The organism is Leptolyngbya sp. NK1-12 (assembly GCF_032598965.1).
In the GTDB taxonomy this organism is placed as follows: domain Bacteria; phylum Cyanobacteriota; class Cyanobacteriia; order Elainellales; family Elainellaceae; genus Elainella.
Map to the genome: position 1 here is coordinate 894,444 of NZ_CP053586.1, position 16,848 is coordinate 911,291.

Genomic DNA, 16,848 nt, shown 5'->3' on the forward strand with positions numbered 1-16,848 from the left:
GGGGGTTTGGCATGAAAGGTTAGGTTTCTTTACGGAAATTAATCTGGTTAGGAGGCAGGAGGCAGGAAACACGAGTTAGGAAGGAGGAGGCACAGTAAGCAACAGTCTGGGTTTTGACTATTGGGAGTATGTTCTTAAATCAAGATTTTGCTTCCTATATACAGCGTTTTTCACTCATGTGAGGGGTGAGGGGTGTGGGGGCGAAGCTCCCATGCAGGGGCGCTGGCACCCCGTTTTTCGTCCTTCACTAGCCTGAAAAAGGCTGTGAAACAAGGGCTTGGATTGTTTGGTTGGATTGTTTGGTTGGACTGTTTGGTTGGACTGTTTGGGAAACCGTCGCTGTTCAAACTCCCCTACCGGTGGAGGATTATAGCCTTGCAGGCATCCCAGAAAAGGGAGCGGACCAGACGACAAAATCCTTTTCAAACAGCTGTTTAGGAAAAATTCTGGCTGTTGAAAAAATCTAACCCCTGACTCCTGACTTCTGACTCCCAACCGTTATAGGATCGCTATAGCCTCTAGCTTCACGGCCCTGGTTATAGTTTGGTTACAGTTTAGTTATTGTTTACATAACTCATCATGTCAGAAGTGCTAGCGCCCTAACTGCTTAAGGTTAGGATGGAGTTTTGTGATCAATTTCTGATTCTGATTGTTCTCTAGATTATTTTGATTGTCGCCGCATTGAATCCATGACCACCGAAATAAAAGCGAGCCAGCGAATGCTCTGGCACACCTCCGATGCAGATCGAGCGCTGGAACTGTTGCAGAGTAACCGTCAAACTGGCTTGACTGCTCAACAGGTGGCAGAACGGCAGCAGCAATATGGCCTGAACGAGCTAGAAGACACGGGCGGACGTAGCGCTTGGGTGATCTTGCTCGATCAGTTCAAAAACATCATGCTGATCATGCTGATTGCGGTGGCGATCATCTCAGGTTTACTGGATTTTGCTGACTGGCGAGCCGGAGAACTGCCCACAGGCGATATTCCCTTCAAAGATACGGTCGCGATTTTGGCGATTGTGATCCTCAACGGCATTCTGGGCTACATGCAGGAGAGCCGTGCTGAGAAGGCCCTAGCTGCCTTGAAAAATCTGGCCTCGCCGCGGGTTCGCGTGGTGCGGGAAGGCCGAATTAGCGAGATTGACGCTAAGGATCTGGTACCGGGGGATGTGATGTTGATGGAGGCCGGCATGCAGGTCGCAGCGGATGGTCGCTTGCTGGAAGCGATCAACTTGCAGGTGCGAGAAGCCGCCCTCACCGGGGAAGCCCATGCCGTTAGCAAACAGGTCCACACCCAACTGCCCGAAGACACATCTGTGGGCGACCGGACCAATATGCTGTTCCAGGGCACCGAAGTCGTTCAGGGACGCGGCACAGCACTCGTTACCAATACCGGCATGCAGACCGAGCTGGGTAAAATCGCCTCGATGTTGCAATCGGTTGAGACTGAGCCAACTCCTTTGCAGCAGCGAATGGATCAGTTGAGTCAGGTGCTGGTCTACGGCTCGCTGGCGCTGGTGGCGGTGGTGGTGATTGCGGGGTTGATCATCTCGGGCGTCGGCAAGTTCCGCGAGCTGTTGGAAGTGTCGCTGAGTATGGCGGTGGCCGTCGTTCCAGAAGGTTTACCGGCGGTAATTACCGTAACCCTCGCCTTGGGGACCCAACGAATGGTGCGTCGCCATGCCTTGATTCGCCGTTTACCTGCTGTAGAAACCCTCGGTTCCGTTACAACCATTTGTTCCGACAAAACGGGCACCCTGACGCAAAACAAAATGGTGGTGCAGATGGTTAGCTCAGGGAGTGGGGCCTTTCGTGTCACAGGCGAGGGTTACTGTCCCGAAGGCGAATTTCTGGTGGCCCATAGCCATACTCCGATTCAGGTTGCCAGCTATCCCGATCTCCATGCGCTGCTGTTGGCGGGAGTGTTGTGCAACGATGCGGCCTTGCAAAAAGAACAGGGCGAATGGGCGATTATTGGCGATCCCACCGAAGCAGCCTTGCTGGTGGTCGGCGCAAAGGCTGGACTAAACCAGAGCGATTGGACCTATCGTTTACCCAGAGCAGACGAGATTTCCTTCACCTCGGAGCGGAAACGCATGAGCGTGATTCTGTCTCGCCAGCTCGAAACCAACGGTAAAACGACTCCTGTATCTAATGCTGAGCTGCCCTTCGTCGTGGCTGATGCCCGATGGATTCTCTGCTGCAAAGGCTCACCAGAGCTGGTGTTAGAACGCTGTCAGCAGATTCAGATCGGCAAAACCGTGCAACCCCTCACCCCTGATCTGCGGCAGCAAATTCTGGAGGAAAATAACCATTTCGCCAGTCGGGGGCTGCGCGTTTTGGGACTGGCCTATCGGCCTTTGGGGACCCGTCCGCCATCAGGGGCCGAAGAAGCCATCGAGCAGGAGATGGTGTGGCTGGGGCTAATCAGTATGCTAGATGCGCCCCGCTCTGAGGTGCGGGAGGCGGTGGCCCGCTGTCGAACTGCCGGGATTCGTCCAGTCATGATTACGGGCGATCACCAGTTGACGGCGCAGGCAATTGCGGAGGATTTAGGGATTGCCAGCCCCGGCGATGAGGTATTGACTGGGCGCGATCTAGAAAAAATGGACTTACCCGAACTACAGCAGCATGTGGATCGAGTTAGCATCTATGCTCGCGTGTCGCCCGAACATAAACTGCGAATCGTCCAGGCGCTGCAGAAACAAAACAAAATTGCGGCCATGACGGGCGATGGTGTGAATGATGCGCCAGCTTTGAAACAGGCGGATATTGGGATTGCGATGGGCATTACCGGCACCGATGTCAGCAAAGAAGCCAGCGATATGGTGCTGCTCGATGATAACTTTGCCACAATTGTCGCCGCTGTTGAAGAGGGTCGAGTTGTCTACACCAATATTCGTCGCTTTATCAAGTACATCTTAGGGTCCAATATCGGCGAAGTGCTGACGATTGCCGCCTCACCGCTAATTGTTGGAGCCGCCGGAGTGCCCTTGTCGCCGCTACAAATTCTCTGGATGAACCTAGTTACCGACGGTTTACCGGCTCTTGCCTTAGCTGTAGAACCCGCCGAACCCAACGTGATGCAGCGCCCGCCCCATGACCCCAGCGAAAGTATTTTTGCTCGCGGTTTGGGCTGGTACATGGTGCGGATTGGGATCATTCTGGCAATTATCACAATTGTGCTGATGGCATGGGCCTATCCCTATACACAGGCTACTCCCGGCGATCCGCAACGCTGGAAGACGATGGTGTTTACCACCCTGTGTCTGGCGCAAATGGGACACGCGATGGCGATTCGCTCTAACACGCAGCTCACGGTAGAACTGAATCCATTCACCAATCCCTTTTTGTTGATTGCGGTTGGGTTAACCACGATTTTGCAGTTGATGCTAGTTTATGTACCACCCCTGCGCGATTTCTTTGGCACCCACTACCTGAATGCCACCGAACTTGGCATTTGTATTGGCACTAGCCTATTGATGTTTGTTTGGGTGGAGCTAGAAAAACTGTTCTGCCGCTGGTATTTTAAACGGCGACCTGGCCGCATCAATCCCGTCGATTAGGCCGCCTGATCCAATCATTGGCATGTATCTCAAAACCCTCCATCTGAAGCAGTTTCGCAACTATCACGACCAGCAGGTGGAGTTTGTTGCGCCCAAAACAATTCTGGTGGGAGATAATGCCCAGGGCAAGTCGAATCTGCTAGAGGCCGTAGAACTGTTGGCGACGCTGCGCTCGCATCGAGCTTTGCGGGATCGCGATTTGGTACTAGATGGGGAACAGGTTGGGCAGATTCAGGCGACGCTGGAACGGCATGAGTCTCCTGTGGACTTGGCTTTAACCCTGCGCAGCAACGGACGCCGCACCGTCAGCCTCAATGGCGAAACCCTGCGCCGCCAGCTTGATTTTCTGGGTGTACTCAATGCTGTACAGTTTTCCAGCCTGGATCTGGAACTGGTGCGAGGCAGTCCGGGAGAGCGACGCAACTGGCTCGATACTCTCCTAACCCAGCTCGAACCGGTGTATGCCTACATTTTGCAGCAGTACAACACCGTACTCCGGCAGCGCAATGCCTTGCTGAAACAACAGCGCCTTGACGATCTGGCCCTTCCTGCCAACGCTCCGCCCCACTCAGCAGCCGACCTGACCCAACTGGCGATTTGGGACGCCCAGCTAGCCGCGATTGGCGCGCGCGTCATCCGCCGTCGCAGTCGGGTGATCGAACGCTTGGCTCCCTTAGCTCAATCCTGGCATCAGGCCATCAGCAACAGCACCGAGCAGCTAGAGATTCGCTATGCGCCGAATGTAACCATCACAGAAGATGATCCGGCATTAATTCAGCAGGCATTCCTCGACAAATTGCAGCAACGAGCCGTAGCCGAACAGCATCAGGGCACCACGCTGGTCGGCCCCCACCGAGACGAAGTGGAATTTATCATCAACCAAACCCCAGCCCGCCAGTACGGTTCCCAAGGCCAGCAGCGCACCCTTGTTTTGGCGCTGAAGCTGGCAGAACTGAAATTAATCGAAGCCGTGATCGGCGAACCTCCGCTGCTGCTGTTGGACGATGTCTTGGCAGAACTTGACCTGAACCGGCAAAATAAGTTATTGGAAACGATCCAGGATCACTTTCAGACCTTGATCACCACTACCCATTTGGGAGCCTTTGATGCCCAGTGGTTAAAATCCTCGCAAATCTTGACAGTAAAAGCTGGCCAAATTCAAGTCTGAAGCAGAGTTAGAATAAAACGTGAATATGGAATTGAGCTTGAATAAAATGAAAATATGAATATGAATGAAAATATAAATATGAAATGATTGGATTTACTGAATAGATTCCCCAATCAACCCAGCCTAACTTGAGGTAGTCATGCGGTTCAGAAATCGACAAGCAGATGGAGAACTACCAGAAGTCAATCTGGTACCGATGATGGATGTATTAATGACGGTCTTGACCTTTTTTATCATCGTCTCAATGACCTTGACCGGACGGCAAATCACCAATGTCACCTTGCCTCAAACCGATGGAGCAGGGGTCAAAACCGAGAACGAGGACAAGGCATCTCTGGTGATTGGCTTGAACTCAGAAAATCAGATTGTCCTGGAAGACAACGTGATCGATACCAATCAGCTCTCTGATGCGATGCAGACATTTTACACCGAGCATCCTGATGGAGTTGTGCTGCTGAAAGCTGATCGCGACTTAGATTACAGCAAAGTGGTGCAGTTGCTCAGAACCATGCGTGACATTGGCGGCGATCGGGTTTCGTTAGCAATTGAACGCCAACCCGAATTGGATTAACCAAACCATAACCTGAACTTAACGCTTTTATCTTTCTTCATATCACCATTTCTTAATCCTCATCCGTTACGGTGTCAGTGGCGAAACGTACTTATCTGATGCACCAAGGAGTGTAACGTATGGTGGCGAACGGAGTTCGAGGCAAATTAAGCCGATTCACTCTGTTTGTGGCGGCTGGAGCGGTTGCGGCAACCCTTGCTTCCGTCCCCGCAGTATTTTCTCAAGGAACTTCAACAATTAAAATCGACGGTTCAAGTACCGTCTTTCCGATTACAGAAGCAATGGCTGAAGAATTCCAGGCCGCCAATCGGGGCGTTAACGTCACCGTTGGGATTTCCGGTACGGGCGGTGGGTTTGAAAAGTTCTGCAATGGCGAAACCGATATTTCTAACGCTTCTCGCCCGATCAAATCCTCTGAAATGGAGGCGTGCAAGGCGGCTGGCATCGAGTACATGGAATTGCCCATCGCCTACGATGCTCTGACCGTGGTGGTTAATCCTCGCAATAGCTGGGCTTCTAGCCTGACGGTGGAAGAACTAAAAGCGATGTGGGAACCGGCGGCCCAGGGTAAAATCACCAACTGGAATCAGGTGCGATCCAGCTTCCCCGATGCCCCGCTGAAGCTGTTTGGCCCTGGCACTGACTCTGGCACATTTGACTACTTCACGGAGGCAATTGTTGGCGAATCGAAAGCCAGCCGAGCCGACTACACCGCCAGCGAAGATGACAACGTATTGGTGCAGGGTGTATCTCGTGACGAAAATGCGCTTGGCTACTTTGGCTTTGCCTACTACGAGCAAAACAAGCAGCGCATCAAGTCGGTTCCGATCGACAATGGCGATGGTCCAGTAGCTCCCAGCCGCGAATCGGTGGAGGACGGTACCTATCAGCCCCTGTCGCGGCCGCTGTTTATCTATGTCAGCAAGCAGGCAGCTGAACGGCCAGAAGTGCGCAACTTTATTGATTTCTATCTCAGCAGCACCGACTTGGTCACAGAGGTGGGTTACGTCCCTCTGCCCAGCGAAGCCTATGAGCTAGCGAAGCAAAATTTCCAAGCCGGCAAGGTCGGCAGCGTTTTTGCCAATCGGGAAACCGTGGGCGTCAGAATTCCGGATCTGCTGCGGCTAGAGGGCCAGCAGTAAGCGCTGAGGCACCGCTAGTTCAGGGATGCATTAACCAGCTGACTAAATTCATCAATTGAACCAATTGAGTCAATTCCAACTCTTGGGGCAGCAATTTGTCCCAAGGGTTTTCTATGGAGGCATGTGCTATGAAATCTCTACTCACATTTGTCGCCCATCCGATGGTAGCCCTGTCCCTTCTCCTACATGGATTGCTGCTGGCGATGCCTCTGCCACCCGCACCGGAACCAATCCCTGAAGAAGAGCCAGAGGAAGAAGTCCAAATTTCTAGCTTAAAGTCCCTGACCCGGCCTGCCCCCAAGCCAACGCCTACCCCAGTGGCGACACCTACCCCCCTACAGCCCAAACCGCCAGTACAGAAACCCGTTGTGGCTCGCCCACCCGTTCCTCCTCCAGTTCCTCCTCCAGTTCCCACACCAACTCCCATAGCGCCGTCTCCCACGCCCACACCGACCGTGGCTGCCACCCCTACTCCCGTCGCGACGCCTGCCGTGGAAGCTAGCCCTTCCCCCGAAGCAGACCAGGAATTGCAGGATTTTTTAGGACAGTTTCAAAGCAGCATCGGTGGTGTTGGAGCCGACGAAACGGCTGGACTCGGCATCCCTTATTATCTGTTTCAGCAGCCAGAGCTATTTTTTACACCGGATAGCCTGGCAGCAGCCGACAGCAATGGCACAGAACCGGTCAGGGTGGATGGAATTGACGACATTTTGTGGGCATCGCGCAAGCGACCAGATGCTGTTTACCAGGAATTGCAAACTCTATTCGAGGGCTTCAGCTTCACCGAGGCTGGTGAATATGGAGGTGGAACACTCTATCAGGTCACCAAAGGCAGCACCGTTCGCTTTATCAACCTAATTCAATCCACTGATCGAACTGCCACCTTTGTTGTGATTTGGAATCGCGATCCCAATGTTCCAGCCGCGACAGCAACCATGCCAGTCCCAGCCGCCGCTCAGTAGCTTGATACTTCTTCTGCCGCAACTAGGTGCAAAATGGCAAGAGACGCTAAATTATTACGTAGGTCGTCTTGAGCTTGGCTTGAAAATGCGGCGGTATGAGCCTTAAACTTCTCCGTTTCTTCCACCCAGCCCGACTCCGTGTAGTCTGCTTTGCATCTGTGCTGTCAATTTTGCCAGTACAGTCACTTAATGCGTCGCCCCCCGATCCCAATTCGTTCCCTGCAACGCCAACGATTCAAAATTCACCGCATCTACCCGTTCATCCAGTCAGTAGTGCTCCAGCTTCTACTGCCAATTTTGTCCCCCAGAACGTCCTAGACGCGGCCAATCGGCTGGCAGCAACTACTACTGTTCCTCCCTTGCCAGGGCTGGGCTATGCCGATCGGTTTTTACCTGCGCCTGACCTGCGAGCCAATACCCGCTTGGTAATTAGGCTAAACGAGCGGCGCGTGTATGTTTATCAAAAAAATCAGGTTGCTACCAGCTTTCCGGTAGCGATTGGACGCGACGGCTGGGAAACACCCGTGGGGCGGCATCAGGTCATCCAAATGCTGCATGATCCGATTTGGGAACATCCCTTTACCGGCGAACGGGTTCCTCCAGGCCGCAATAATCCTTTAGGGGCACGCTGGATTGGCTTCTGGACCGATGGTACTAACTATATCGGCTTTCACGGCACACCCAATGAAGAAACCGTCGGGCGGCCCGCGTCCCACGGCTGCGTTCGCATGTACAACCGAGATGTAATTAAACTATTCGAGATGGTGAAAATCGGCACTCCGGTTGAGGTCATCCCCTGATGTTCCCTATGTTTTCGTGATACAGATGACCGGAATGCTTCACCGTTCCATACCTCAGCAAATCAATTGAATCAGAGGCAGCAGTCGATTCGAATGCAAGCAAGGGAGAGAAGCAATGGATCGAACCGTGATGTGGATGCAGTGGAACAACTTAGGGATGGAACAACTACATATCGAGAATAATCAGAATGGCATTATAGCTGATAGCGTAGTAGTTGGAGTAAAGGATGGTAAACCGTTTAGAACACGCTATCAGATTGATACCGATCAGGATTGGCAGGTGCGAAAACTGCAAATTGAATTGCTCAATGCAGGTGGAACGGGGTTAACCATTCATTCAGACAAAGAAGGACAGTGGTGGCAAAACAGCGAGCAGCCGATTCCACAGCTAAGCGGTTGCCTTGATGTCGATTTATCAGCAACGCCCTTTACCAATACGTTGGCTATTCGACGGTTGGCCTTGCAACCCGGAGACTCCTGCGATCTGACTGTGGTTTATGTTGCCGTTCCAGAAATGCAGGTTCGAGCTGTGCCACAACGCTACACCTGTTTGGAGATTAATTCTCAGGGTGGCATTTATCGTTATGAAGCTCTAACACGAAACTTTTCAGTCGATCTCCTGGTTGACCGCGATGGACTCGTGATTGAATATCCCCAAACGTTCCGTCGAATTTGGTCGGTTGAAGAACCACGTTAATCTTTAAGAAATTCATTTTTGGATTCGGCTCTAAACTCAACTTCTAATCAAACAAACATGAATTTAACCCCAGATCTACCAGAACAGTTCGCCAGCGATAACTATTCTGGCATTTGTCCAGAAGCACTTGACTACATGCTGAAGGCCAATTATGGCAGTGCACCCGCCTATGGAGACGACTACTGGACGCAACGAGCCGCCGATCAGTTTCGAGAATTATTCCAAACCGACTGCGAAGTCTTTTTCGTGTTCAACGGTACCGCTGCTAATTCGCTCGCCTTGGCTGCCCTCTGTCAGTCCTACCACAGCGTCGTGTGTCATGAAACAGCCCATATCGAAACCGATGAATGCGGTGCACCTGAATTTGCTTCGAATGGCTCCAAGCTGCTGTTGGGTAAGGGCGAAAACGGCAAACTCACACCTGCTGCGATCGAAACTATCGTGCAAAAACGCACGGACATTCACTATCCCAAGCCCAAGGTGATCAGCCTCACCCAAGCCACCGAGCTAGGCACACTCTACACTATTGATGAACTGCTGGCGATTCGAGCCATTGCCGACCGCTATCAGCTCCGCATTCACATGGATGGTGCCCGGTTCGCCAATGCCGTAGCCGCGATGAACGTCACGCCCGCTGAACTGACCTGGAAATGTGGCGTCGATGTGCTGTGCTTTTGCGGCACCAAAAACGGCATGGCAGTTGGTGAAGCAATCATTTTCTTCGACAAAGCACTGGCCGAAGATTTTGCCTATCGCTGCAAACAGGCCGGTCAGCTTGCTTCTAAAATGCGGTTTATCTCGGCTCCCTGGGTTGGGTTGCTGGAAACTGGGGCTTGGTTGCACAACGCTGATCATGCCAATCAGTGCGCAGCTTACCTAGAGCAAAAGCTACTGCAAATTCCAGGTGTGCAGATTCTGTTTCCAAGAGAAGCTAACGCGGTTTTCGTCAAACTACCCGAAGCGGTGATTGCAGCACTGCGGGCTAAAAACTGGCTGTTTTATAACTTCATTGGCAATGAAGGAGTGCGGTTCATGTGCTCTTGGGCCACGACTCCAGCTCGGATTGATGAACTGGTGCAGGACTTAGAACAGACGATGTGCAATTCATAGGTTGTAATTCATCATTAGGTTCGGGAAACGCCAATGTAGAGGTAGGGAACTCTACAACTGGCATTACGTTAGTACCAGTAGGATATAGCTGTGAACTAAATTTCTGCAAATAATTTTGCAAATGATTTGTAGAATTTGCAGAATCCACCGCTGAAAACTCAATCAGGAGAGCGCTCATGCACACTACTACCGATGTCGAAAAGCGTAAATTGCTATCATCCTTATGCCACGGCTCTATCTTTTTTAGTGCCTTACTCGTTTCCATAGCTGTGCCGATCGGCATCTGGTTTGTTTCAGAAGATCCGGTTGTGAAGGAAAACGCCAAAGAAGCGCTCAACTTTCACTTCAACGTTTGGCTATATGGAATATTGCTAGTTCCTCTATCGTTCATCACCTTTGGTTTGGCAGGCGGCCTCTGGTGGCTCGTTCATTGGGGCTTGACCATCTGGGCGATTTATCAATGCTTGAACACTCCCGATCAGCCCGTTCACTACCCGTTTATTTTCCGGTTGCTTTAGTCAGAAGTGATGCACCACTGCTATGCCCCAACCCACTCCCCCTAGCTCACCCCCACTGCGACGCGGGCCGGGCAGTTTCTTGATTGGAGCGTCCTATCCCTTACGAGCGTTGAAGTTACTGATCGAAACGCCGCGCCTGCGCCGGGATGTGCTGCTGCCGATTTTGCTGAATCTGGTAATTGGCGTGACGCTCTATGCCGGACTGCTGTTCACTGGACTACAGGCGATCGATACGCTGCTAGCAGCCTTGCCCACCTGGATAGCCCATACACCTCATCTAGAAGTTAGCTGGGCTGGGGATTGGTCTACTGTTTGGTCTACTTGGTGGTCTAGCTGGTGGTCTACAGCCACAGCCGCCTTACCCCATTGGAGTTGGCCTAGTTTGCCATCCTTTCATTGGCCAACTTGGCTGCCTGCGTTGCCGGTCCTGCATCTACCATCCTTCCATTTGGCCCTGCCAGACTGGTGGCCGTCTTTACCGAAGCTCGTCGTGCCAAGCTGGGTGGCAAATCTATCGGATCTGGGTTTGGCAATTCTGATCTGGATTTTGCGGTTGGTGCTGGTGGTGACGCTCCTGCTGATTACCGGGTTCATTTTGCTGCAATTTGGCGTGCTGTTGGGGTCGCCCTGGTATGGGCATCTCTCCGAAGAGATGGAAAAGCTGCAAACCGGGCGGCTCGGTCTGATTTCAGTGAATCCGGCAGTGGAGATCGGGCGGGTCGTGTTGTACGAGCTGAAAAAGCTAATCTTGACGGTTGGGATTGGCTTGCCCCTGTTGCTTTGTCATTTTTTTCCGGGGCCGGGAACGCTGATTGCTACTACAGGCGGAATTACGCTGGCGGCCACCGTGGTTTGCCTTGATTTTTTGGATGCGACCCTAGAGCGACGCCGTCTCCCCTTTCGGCAAAAGCTCAACACAATTCTGCGCACCCTGCCGGCGAGTGCAGGCTTTGCCCTGGCTTGTTTGACGCTGGTCAGCATTCCCTTCTTCAATTTGCTGGCAATTCCCGTCTGTGTGGCAGCGGGAACCCTGTTTGCCTGCGATTGGGTATTGCCACAGCTACAAGAGCCGCAGACCGCTCGGCGCAAAATGTTGTAGAGTAGGCAAGCCGCGCTGGGATTGGGCCATGCTAGAAACACCATTGGGCTGGGGTTTGCTGTTCGTTTTGGGCAGCTTTACTGGCGTTTTGTCTGGCTTACTGGGCATTGGCGGTGGCTTGCTGATGGTACCCGCTCTGACGCTGTTTGGTGTGCCCCTGGTGCAGGCAACGGCAACTAGTTTAGTGGGAGTGTTTCTCAGTTCGATATCGGGCAGTTTGCGCAACTTCAGAGCCGGAGAACTCAACTGGCGCGTCTCGCTAGTACTGGCCGGGTTTGGCATCGTTACCGCTCAGGTAGGCGCGTGGTTGGGCGATCAATTGCCAGATGCCTTGCTCTCGATTGGGTTTGCGGTACTGCTGCTCCTGACGATCTACCTGATGAATTTGCGGCAGCGATTACAGCGCCAGCAAGCTGGCAGTCAAGATGCTACCAAAACAGTTTCTGATTCAATTCGCTGGAAGCCAACCGCAGCTATTGGCTTACTGGCAGGCGTGCTGTCAGGATTGTTTGGCGTCGGTGGTGGTGTCGTGATGGTGCCACTGCAAATGCTGTTTTTAGGAGAATCAATCAAAGCGGCGGTGCGGACTAGTTTAGGGGCAATTGTGGCGATTGCCATTTCTGGACTGGCCCAACATGCATGGAATGGCAATGTGCTGTGGATCCCCGGACTTTGTTTGGGAATGGGTGGTGTTTTAGGTGCTCAGTTTGGAACTCGGTTGTTGCCTCGCTTACCCGATCAGACGGTCAACTTACTGTTTCGGGTCTTTTTGATCGGTTTAGCGGTGTATATGCTCCTGAGAGGACTTTCTGCTTGGGGCTTTCTAAACTGGGTTTGAACTATAGTTGCAACAACTTCAATGGATGAATAAACGGTGTCTTCTATAAGTATTCAGCGACTGGTATCAAGCAACCGTGCGAGTCGGAACTAGACGACAGAGATATTCTTGGTCGGTAACAATGTCTCTAACGCTTTCGAGGCGATCAAGAAATACCATGCCATTCAAATGATCCAGCTCATGCTGAAAGATGCGAGCTACAAAATCGGTCAGCTCTTGACGAATTAGCCCGCCCTCGCGGCTGATATACTCCACCTCGATCCAGCGATAGCGCGGCACAAGTCCCCGGATTCCCGGCACGCTAAGGCATCCTTCCCAATCCTTCACGACCTCTCCGGAATGGCTGACTAGATGGGGATTCACCATCACCGTTGGTTCCATCACTGGCGCATGCGGATAGCGAGCATTTGGACGAGATGCCACAATCAACAACCGATAGGGAACAGCAACTTGGGGAGCCGCGATCCCAACCCCGTTCAACTCGATCAAGGTAGTGAGCAAATCATCGATCAACGCTTGGATGTTGCGGTCATGGACATTGTCAATCGGCTGAGCAATCTGGCGCAAAATTGGATTGCCCAACTGGGAGATTTCTAAGCGCTTGGGCGCAGTTTGTACAGTGGTCATAGCTTGCCTCGCTTGACGATAGACCTCCAGCCTAACTTTACCCTGATCTTTTCAGCCATGTCGTATCCCTTAAGGCTAAATTTATTGAGTCCTTGCTGAAAATTAAAGCAAAAGTTTTAAGCTTTAAACTTTGAGTTTTAAGTTTTAAGTTGTGAACTGTGAGTCTGGACAACCGGCAAACGTATCAAAAGGTTTACTTAATCATCAGCGGGCAAGTTTTGGGTCTGAAGTTGTGAGGATGGTTGAAAACTGGTGAATATAATTCCGGTAAGAGCAAAGTAGTTGTAGGAATCGAATTAGATATGAGGTGACATGGCACAGACCAAGCTACAAAGAATTAATGCTATTGTGCTGGCGGGTGGACTCAGTTCCCGCATGGGGCAAGACAAAGCCTTGATTGCGATCGATGGAGTGCCGTTGCTGCAACGAGTCTGTTGGGTAGCACTGCAATGCGTCAATTCGGTTTATGTGGTGACGCCCTGGGTTGATCGTTATCGTCCGCTGCTGCAAGACTCTGACCCGCCAATTCAGCTAGTGCAGGAAGTGCCACTGCCGAACGAAACCATTTCTTCAACCACCACTCATGGCCCCCTGATCGGATTTTTGCAAGGGCTGTCCCAGGTTCAAGCCGCTCCAAACGATTGGGTGCTGCTGTTGGCTTGCGATTTGCCCAACTTAAGTCCAGAGATTTTGCAGCAGTGGCTGAGTGAACTACCCTCTACTGCAACCACCACTATTGCCTGCTTGCCTCGGAATCCGGCGGGCTGGTGGGAACCGCTATGTGGCTTTTACCGAGTTGGGTGTAGGGCCTCGCTAGCGGCCTATGTACAAAATGGCGGACTTTCGTTCCAGCAATGGTTAGCCAATCAAGCGGTTGAAGCCTTACCCTTGACTGACTTTGAGATGCTGTTCAATTGCAATACACCAGAGGAGTTGCGGCAGGTGCGAGGCCATCTTGAGTGAGGGATAAAAATGGGAGAGAGGCAAAAGCCAGGAGTCAGAAGCAATTTGATCTAATGACAGTCTATGGTGTAGCTTTTGATAGTAAGGTTTGTCTGTAATGCCTATGGGTAGCCAATCAACTTTCAGAACTGTTTTTCTACTCGCCTTGATGGGGGGCTGGTTGATTGTAGGCGCATCGCTGATGTACCTGTTTCCGCTATTGGCGGATCTTTTAGTTTCCTCGGAGCGTACTCACGTGTGGATGCAAACCCTTAGCCGCAGTGGTTACAATCCTATGCTGGCTGTAGTTGCAGGAGGCATCACCCTGATTATTACCGTGATAGGTAATATTATTTGGCACCAGCGGTCTGAGGGCAAAATTTAGAGTATTTTAGAGTATCAATTTGCCTTTGCAGTAGTCTTCGATCTGAGCTGCTGACAATCCCAACAGTTGAGCAACTTGTTCCATCGCCATGCCGGTTTCTAACAAATTGCGAGCTGCTTGCAGCAGTTGAACTTGGGACTGCTCTGCATCAGTGAGTAACCAGTTCCCCTCTTGATCGCACCAGCGCAACCAAAAACCGGGCACGGCTTCAAACACGCCTTGCCAAATCCCCAAACCAATTTCTAAATCCGCTAACCAGACAATTGGATTATTTGCGTTCAGCGGTTGTTCTTGATATTGACCGCCATCGAGTTTGAAGTAGCGTAACCGTTGTGTATGGCGGCTATAAACCAAATAGTGAGGCACCCGCAAATAGCGCTCGTATACCTCTAATTTAGTAGGGGAGGTAGGAGGTGCAGTAATGGGTTGTTCAGAGTTATTTTTTGGGTCACTTTCCACGGGATTGGCTGCGGCTGTAGACGATGCTGGGTTTGTCACTTGAGCTGTTTGATCGTAAAAGCGTCCCAAATCTTCCATTTCCGTACCGGGAGACAGAAACTCAATCATCACGTAGGGGTTCTTGCCTTCTTGCCAAACGACATAACTACGCCGCAGGTCTTCGCCTTCATACAAGTGCGGCACATCAACGGCTAAAAACCAGTCAGGCCGCTTATACCAAAGCGGGTGATTGACATCGTAGTACAAATTCAGGTCAGACGCTGTAAACCAATTTTCGCGGCTATATTCCCGCAAGCGAAGGGAACTGCTCAGCAACTGAGGCTGAAGATCATGAAATACATCTGGCACACCCGGCTCCTGGGGATTCTCACTCGGCAAATCGTACATGGTCGGCAGCGTTTCACGCGGTGAGCGAGGTGGATCAACCTGCTCTAGACTCGGTTTGTGAGTAATGGGAGTCATCGTCACCCTCAGCAGTTAACTACATGCTTTATCCCTAGTTTTACTCCAAGTTGGGACCTGCGGAAATTTTGACAGCAGCCAAGTTGCTGATCTACGAATGCACTGCGATCAGCACATGCCTGTTAAAGCCGAGTTGAGCGAACGGCCTGGTAGGGAAAGAGGGACTGAAATCCCGCTTGCCGTTGTTCTGGAGGCTCTGGTGCATAGTCCCACAGGCTTTCGTAGTAGAAAAAGCAGATGCCTAACCCCTGAGCGCGGGCCGACTGGGTTTGGGCTTGAATCATGGACATTGCCACCGGATTGTTGCGTAGACCAGTCAAGATACCGATACCCGTAGGAATTTTTTGCCTCGCTTCTCGAATTTCTGAACGAGTGATTTGCTCTAGAAAACTTTGCAGATTGGGACGATACACCTGCACAATCAGCTCATCCACCGCATTTTGCCGCACCCACGCCAGCCAGTCCTGAAGATGGAAGCGATAGGCGAAGTCATAATAATTAGGCGAAATCGAGAAAATGGCCTGCGGTTTAACCGCTTTGACTGCGTTGTGTAGCTGCACCATAAAGGCAGTGATTTTGTTGGCTCGCCAGCGCACCCAATCCGGATCCTTGGGGTCTGCCGGAGGGGTCTTGCCAGTTTCTTTTTGGTACAAACTAATCGTGTAGCTATCGTAGCCGAATTCGTTCGGCAAGCTCATGTGATCGTCAAACTGAATGCCGTCAGCATCGTAGCGAGTGACGATTTCGAGTACAAGACTAGAAATAAACTGCTGCACCTCTGGACGAAACGGATTCAGCCATACCACTTCCCCAGCGGCGCTCATTGAGGTTTTGGTACCATCCTGCTTTTGCGTCAGCCAGTTGGCATATTTGGTCGCCAGTTCTGAGGTGGGTGGAGCCATAAAGCCAAATTCAAACCAGGGGACTATAAGCATGCCGCGAGCATGGCCCTGAGCAATCAGATCGGCCAGGATATCCTGACCCTGAATGCCGCGATAGACAAAGGATTGAATCCCAGCTTGCTGCACCACCGTACTAGGATACATGGCATAGCCCGCATTCCAGACCACCGGATAGATTGTATTGAAATTCAGTCGGGCCAGTTGACCAACTGCATCCTGTAGTTTGGCGTGATCTCGCAGAATATCAGTGTCGTTGGTGGTCATCCAGACGCCGCGAATCTCCTGCCGGGGATATTGGGCCACCGTTGGGACAAAGGCACTCGCCATCAGCACCGCCATCAACGATAGCAAAAACAAGGCTGGCAGCAACCATCGGGTTGAGCATCGCCATCCTTTGGTCATGAAACGGGTCATGTTAGGCACGGTCATAGGCTGAACTGGGATGGAAGCAAGCGATTGGACAAATGACACCCCCCCAAACCGGGAGCAAATCGACTAGCCCTATAGTCTACAAGTTTTTGGCCGGGTTAAATCACTCTTGCTGGATTTGATTTAGACAAATGGCCAGTATATTGACCTGTTGGCAATCACAGGCGCTTG

General features: G+C 51.7%; 16 protein-coding genes. 13 read left to right on the top strand and 3 right to left on the bottom strand.

From position 1 onward, the window contains the following. The first annotated feature begins 689 nt into the window (after positions 1–689). The 11 genes from HJG54_RS03295 to HJG54_RS03345 all read left to right on the top strand — a co-directional run bounded on the left by HJG54_RS03295 (position 690) and on the right by HJG54_RS03345 (position 12,471). A complete protein-coding gene (locus tag HJG54_RS03295; RefSeq protein ID WP_316433351.1) occupies positions 690–3,566 on the top strand; it encodes a cation-translocating P-type ATPase in 2,877 nt (958 codons plus the stop codon). Positions 3,567–3,588: 22 nt separating this feature from the next. Next, on the top strand, positions 3,589–4,734 hold the full coding sequence (recF, locus tag HJG54_RS03300) for a DNA replication/repair protein RecF (protein WP_316433352.1): 1,146 nt from the start codon (positions 3,589–3,591) through the stop codon (positions 4,732–4,734). A gap of 139 nt (positions 4,735–4,873) precedes the next feature. Then, positions 4,874–5,305 carry an ExbD/TolR family protein gene (locus HJG54_RS03305; RefSeq protein ID WP_316433353.1) on the top strand — a complete coding sequence of 144 codons (432 nt, stop codon included), beginning with the start codon at positions 4,874–4,876 and terminating at the stop codon, positions 5,303–5,305. A 119-nt stretch (positions 5,306–5,424) separates the two neighbouring features. Beyond that, positions 5,425–6,447 carry a PstS family phosphate ABC transporter substrate-binding protein gene (locus tag HJG54_RS03310; RefSeq protein ID WP_316433354.1) on the top strand — a complete coding sequence of 341 codons (1,023 nt, stop codon included), beginning with the start codon at positions 5,425–5,427 and terminating at the stop codon, positions 6,445–6,447. A gap of 128 nt (positions 6,448–6,575) precedes the next feature. Continuing rightward, positions 6,576–7,409, top strand: a complete 834-nt coding sequence (locus HJG54_RS03315) for a hypothetical protein (protein ID WP_316433356.1) — start codon at positions 6,576–6,578, stop codon at positions 7,407–7,409. 158 nt (positions 7,410–7,567) lie between these two features. Continuing rightward, entirely contained in the window at positions 7,568–8,209 is a 642-nt protein-coding gene (locus tag HJG54_RS03320; protein WP_316433357.1) for a L,D-transpeptidase, read from the top strand. 115 nt (positions 8,210–8,324) lie between these two features. Beyond that, positions 8,325–8,906: a putative glycolipid-binding domain-containing protein gene (locus tag HJG54_RS03325; RefSeq protein WP_316433358.1), complete on the top strand. Its 582-nt coding sequence runs from the start codon at positions 8,325–8,327 to the stop codon at positions 8,904–8,906. Positions 8,907–8,963: 57 nt separating this feature from the next. Continuing rightward, positions 8,964–10,016 carry a low specificity L-threonine aldolase gene (locus HJG54_RS03330; protein ID WP_316433359.1) on the top strand — a complete coding sequence of 351 codons (1,053 nt, stop codon included), beginning with the start codon at positions 8,964–8,966 and terminating at the stop codon, positions 10,014–10,016. A 176-nt stretch (positions 10,017–10,192) separates the two neighbouring features. Continuing rightward, complete coding sequence (locus tag HJG54_RS03335; protein ID WP_316433360.1) at positions 10,193–10,534, top strand: DUF4870 domain-containing protein; 342 nt, start codon at positions 10,193–10,195, stop codon at positions 10,532–10,534. Positions 10,535–10,556: 22 nt separating this feature from the next. Further along, complete coding sequence (locus HJG54_RS03340) at positions 10,557–11,633, top strand: EI24 domain-containing protein (RefSeq protein ID WP_316433361.1); 1,077 nt, start codon at positions 10,557–10,559, stop codon at positions 11,631–11,633. A 28-nt stretch (positions 11,634–11,661) separates the two neighbouring features. Then, a complete protein-coding gene (locus tag HJG54_RS03345) occupies positions 11,662–12,471 on the top strand; it encodes a sulfite exporter TauE/SafE family protein (RefSeq protein WP_316433363.1) in 810 nt (269 codons plus the stop codon). A 66-nt stretch (positions 12,472–12,537) separates the two neighbouring features. Here the strand turns inward: HJG54_RS03345 and def are convergent, their stop codons facing one another. After that, the gene (def, locus tag HJG54_RS03350; protein ID WP_316433364.1) at positions 12,538–13,098 is read right to left on the bottom strand and encodes a peptide deformylase; all 561 of its coding nucleotides are present in this window, start codon (positions 13,096–13,098) and stop codon (positions 12,538–12,540) included. 312 nt (positions 13,099–13,410) lie between these two features. Between def and HJG54_RS03355 the strand changes: the two genes are divergently transcribed. Beyond that, a complete protein-coding gene (locus HJG54_RS03355) occupies positions 13,411–14,061 on the top strand; it encodes a molybdenum cofactor guanylyltransferase (protein WP_316433365.1) in 651 nt (216 codons plus the stop codon). Between the two features lie 103 nt (positions 14,062–14,164). Further along, positions 14,165–14,425 carry a hypothetical protein gene (locus HJG54_RS03360; RefSeq protein ID WP_316433366.1) on the top strand — a complete coding sequence of 87 codons (261 nt, stop codon included), beginning with the start codon at positions 14,165–14,167 and terminating at the stop codon, positions 14,423–14,425. A gap of 6 nt (positions 14,426–14,431) precedes the next feature. Here HJG54_RS03360 and HJG54_RS03365 read toward each other — a convergent pair whose 3' ends face one another. Together HJG54_RS03365 and HJG54_RS03370 are read right to left on the bottom strand one after the other, a co-directional pair. Next, positions 14,432–15,346 carry a Uma2 family endonuclease gene (locus tag HJG54_RS03365; RefSeq protein ID WP_316433367.1) on the bottom strand — a complete coding sequence of 305 codons (915 nt, stop codon included), beginning with the start codon at positions 15,344–15,346 and terminating at the stop codon, positions 14,432–14,434. 122 nt (positions 15,347–15,468) lie between these two features. Next, a complete protein-coding gene (locus tag HJG54_RS03370; RefSeq protein WP_316433369.1) occupies positions 15,469–16,677 on the bottom strand; it encodes a glycoside hydrolase family 10 protein in 1,209 nt (402 codons plus the stop codon). Between the last annotated feature and the right edge of the window lie 171 nt (positions 16,678–16,848).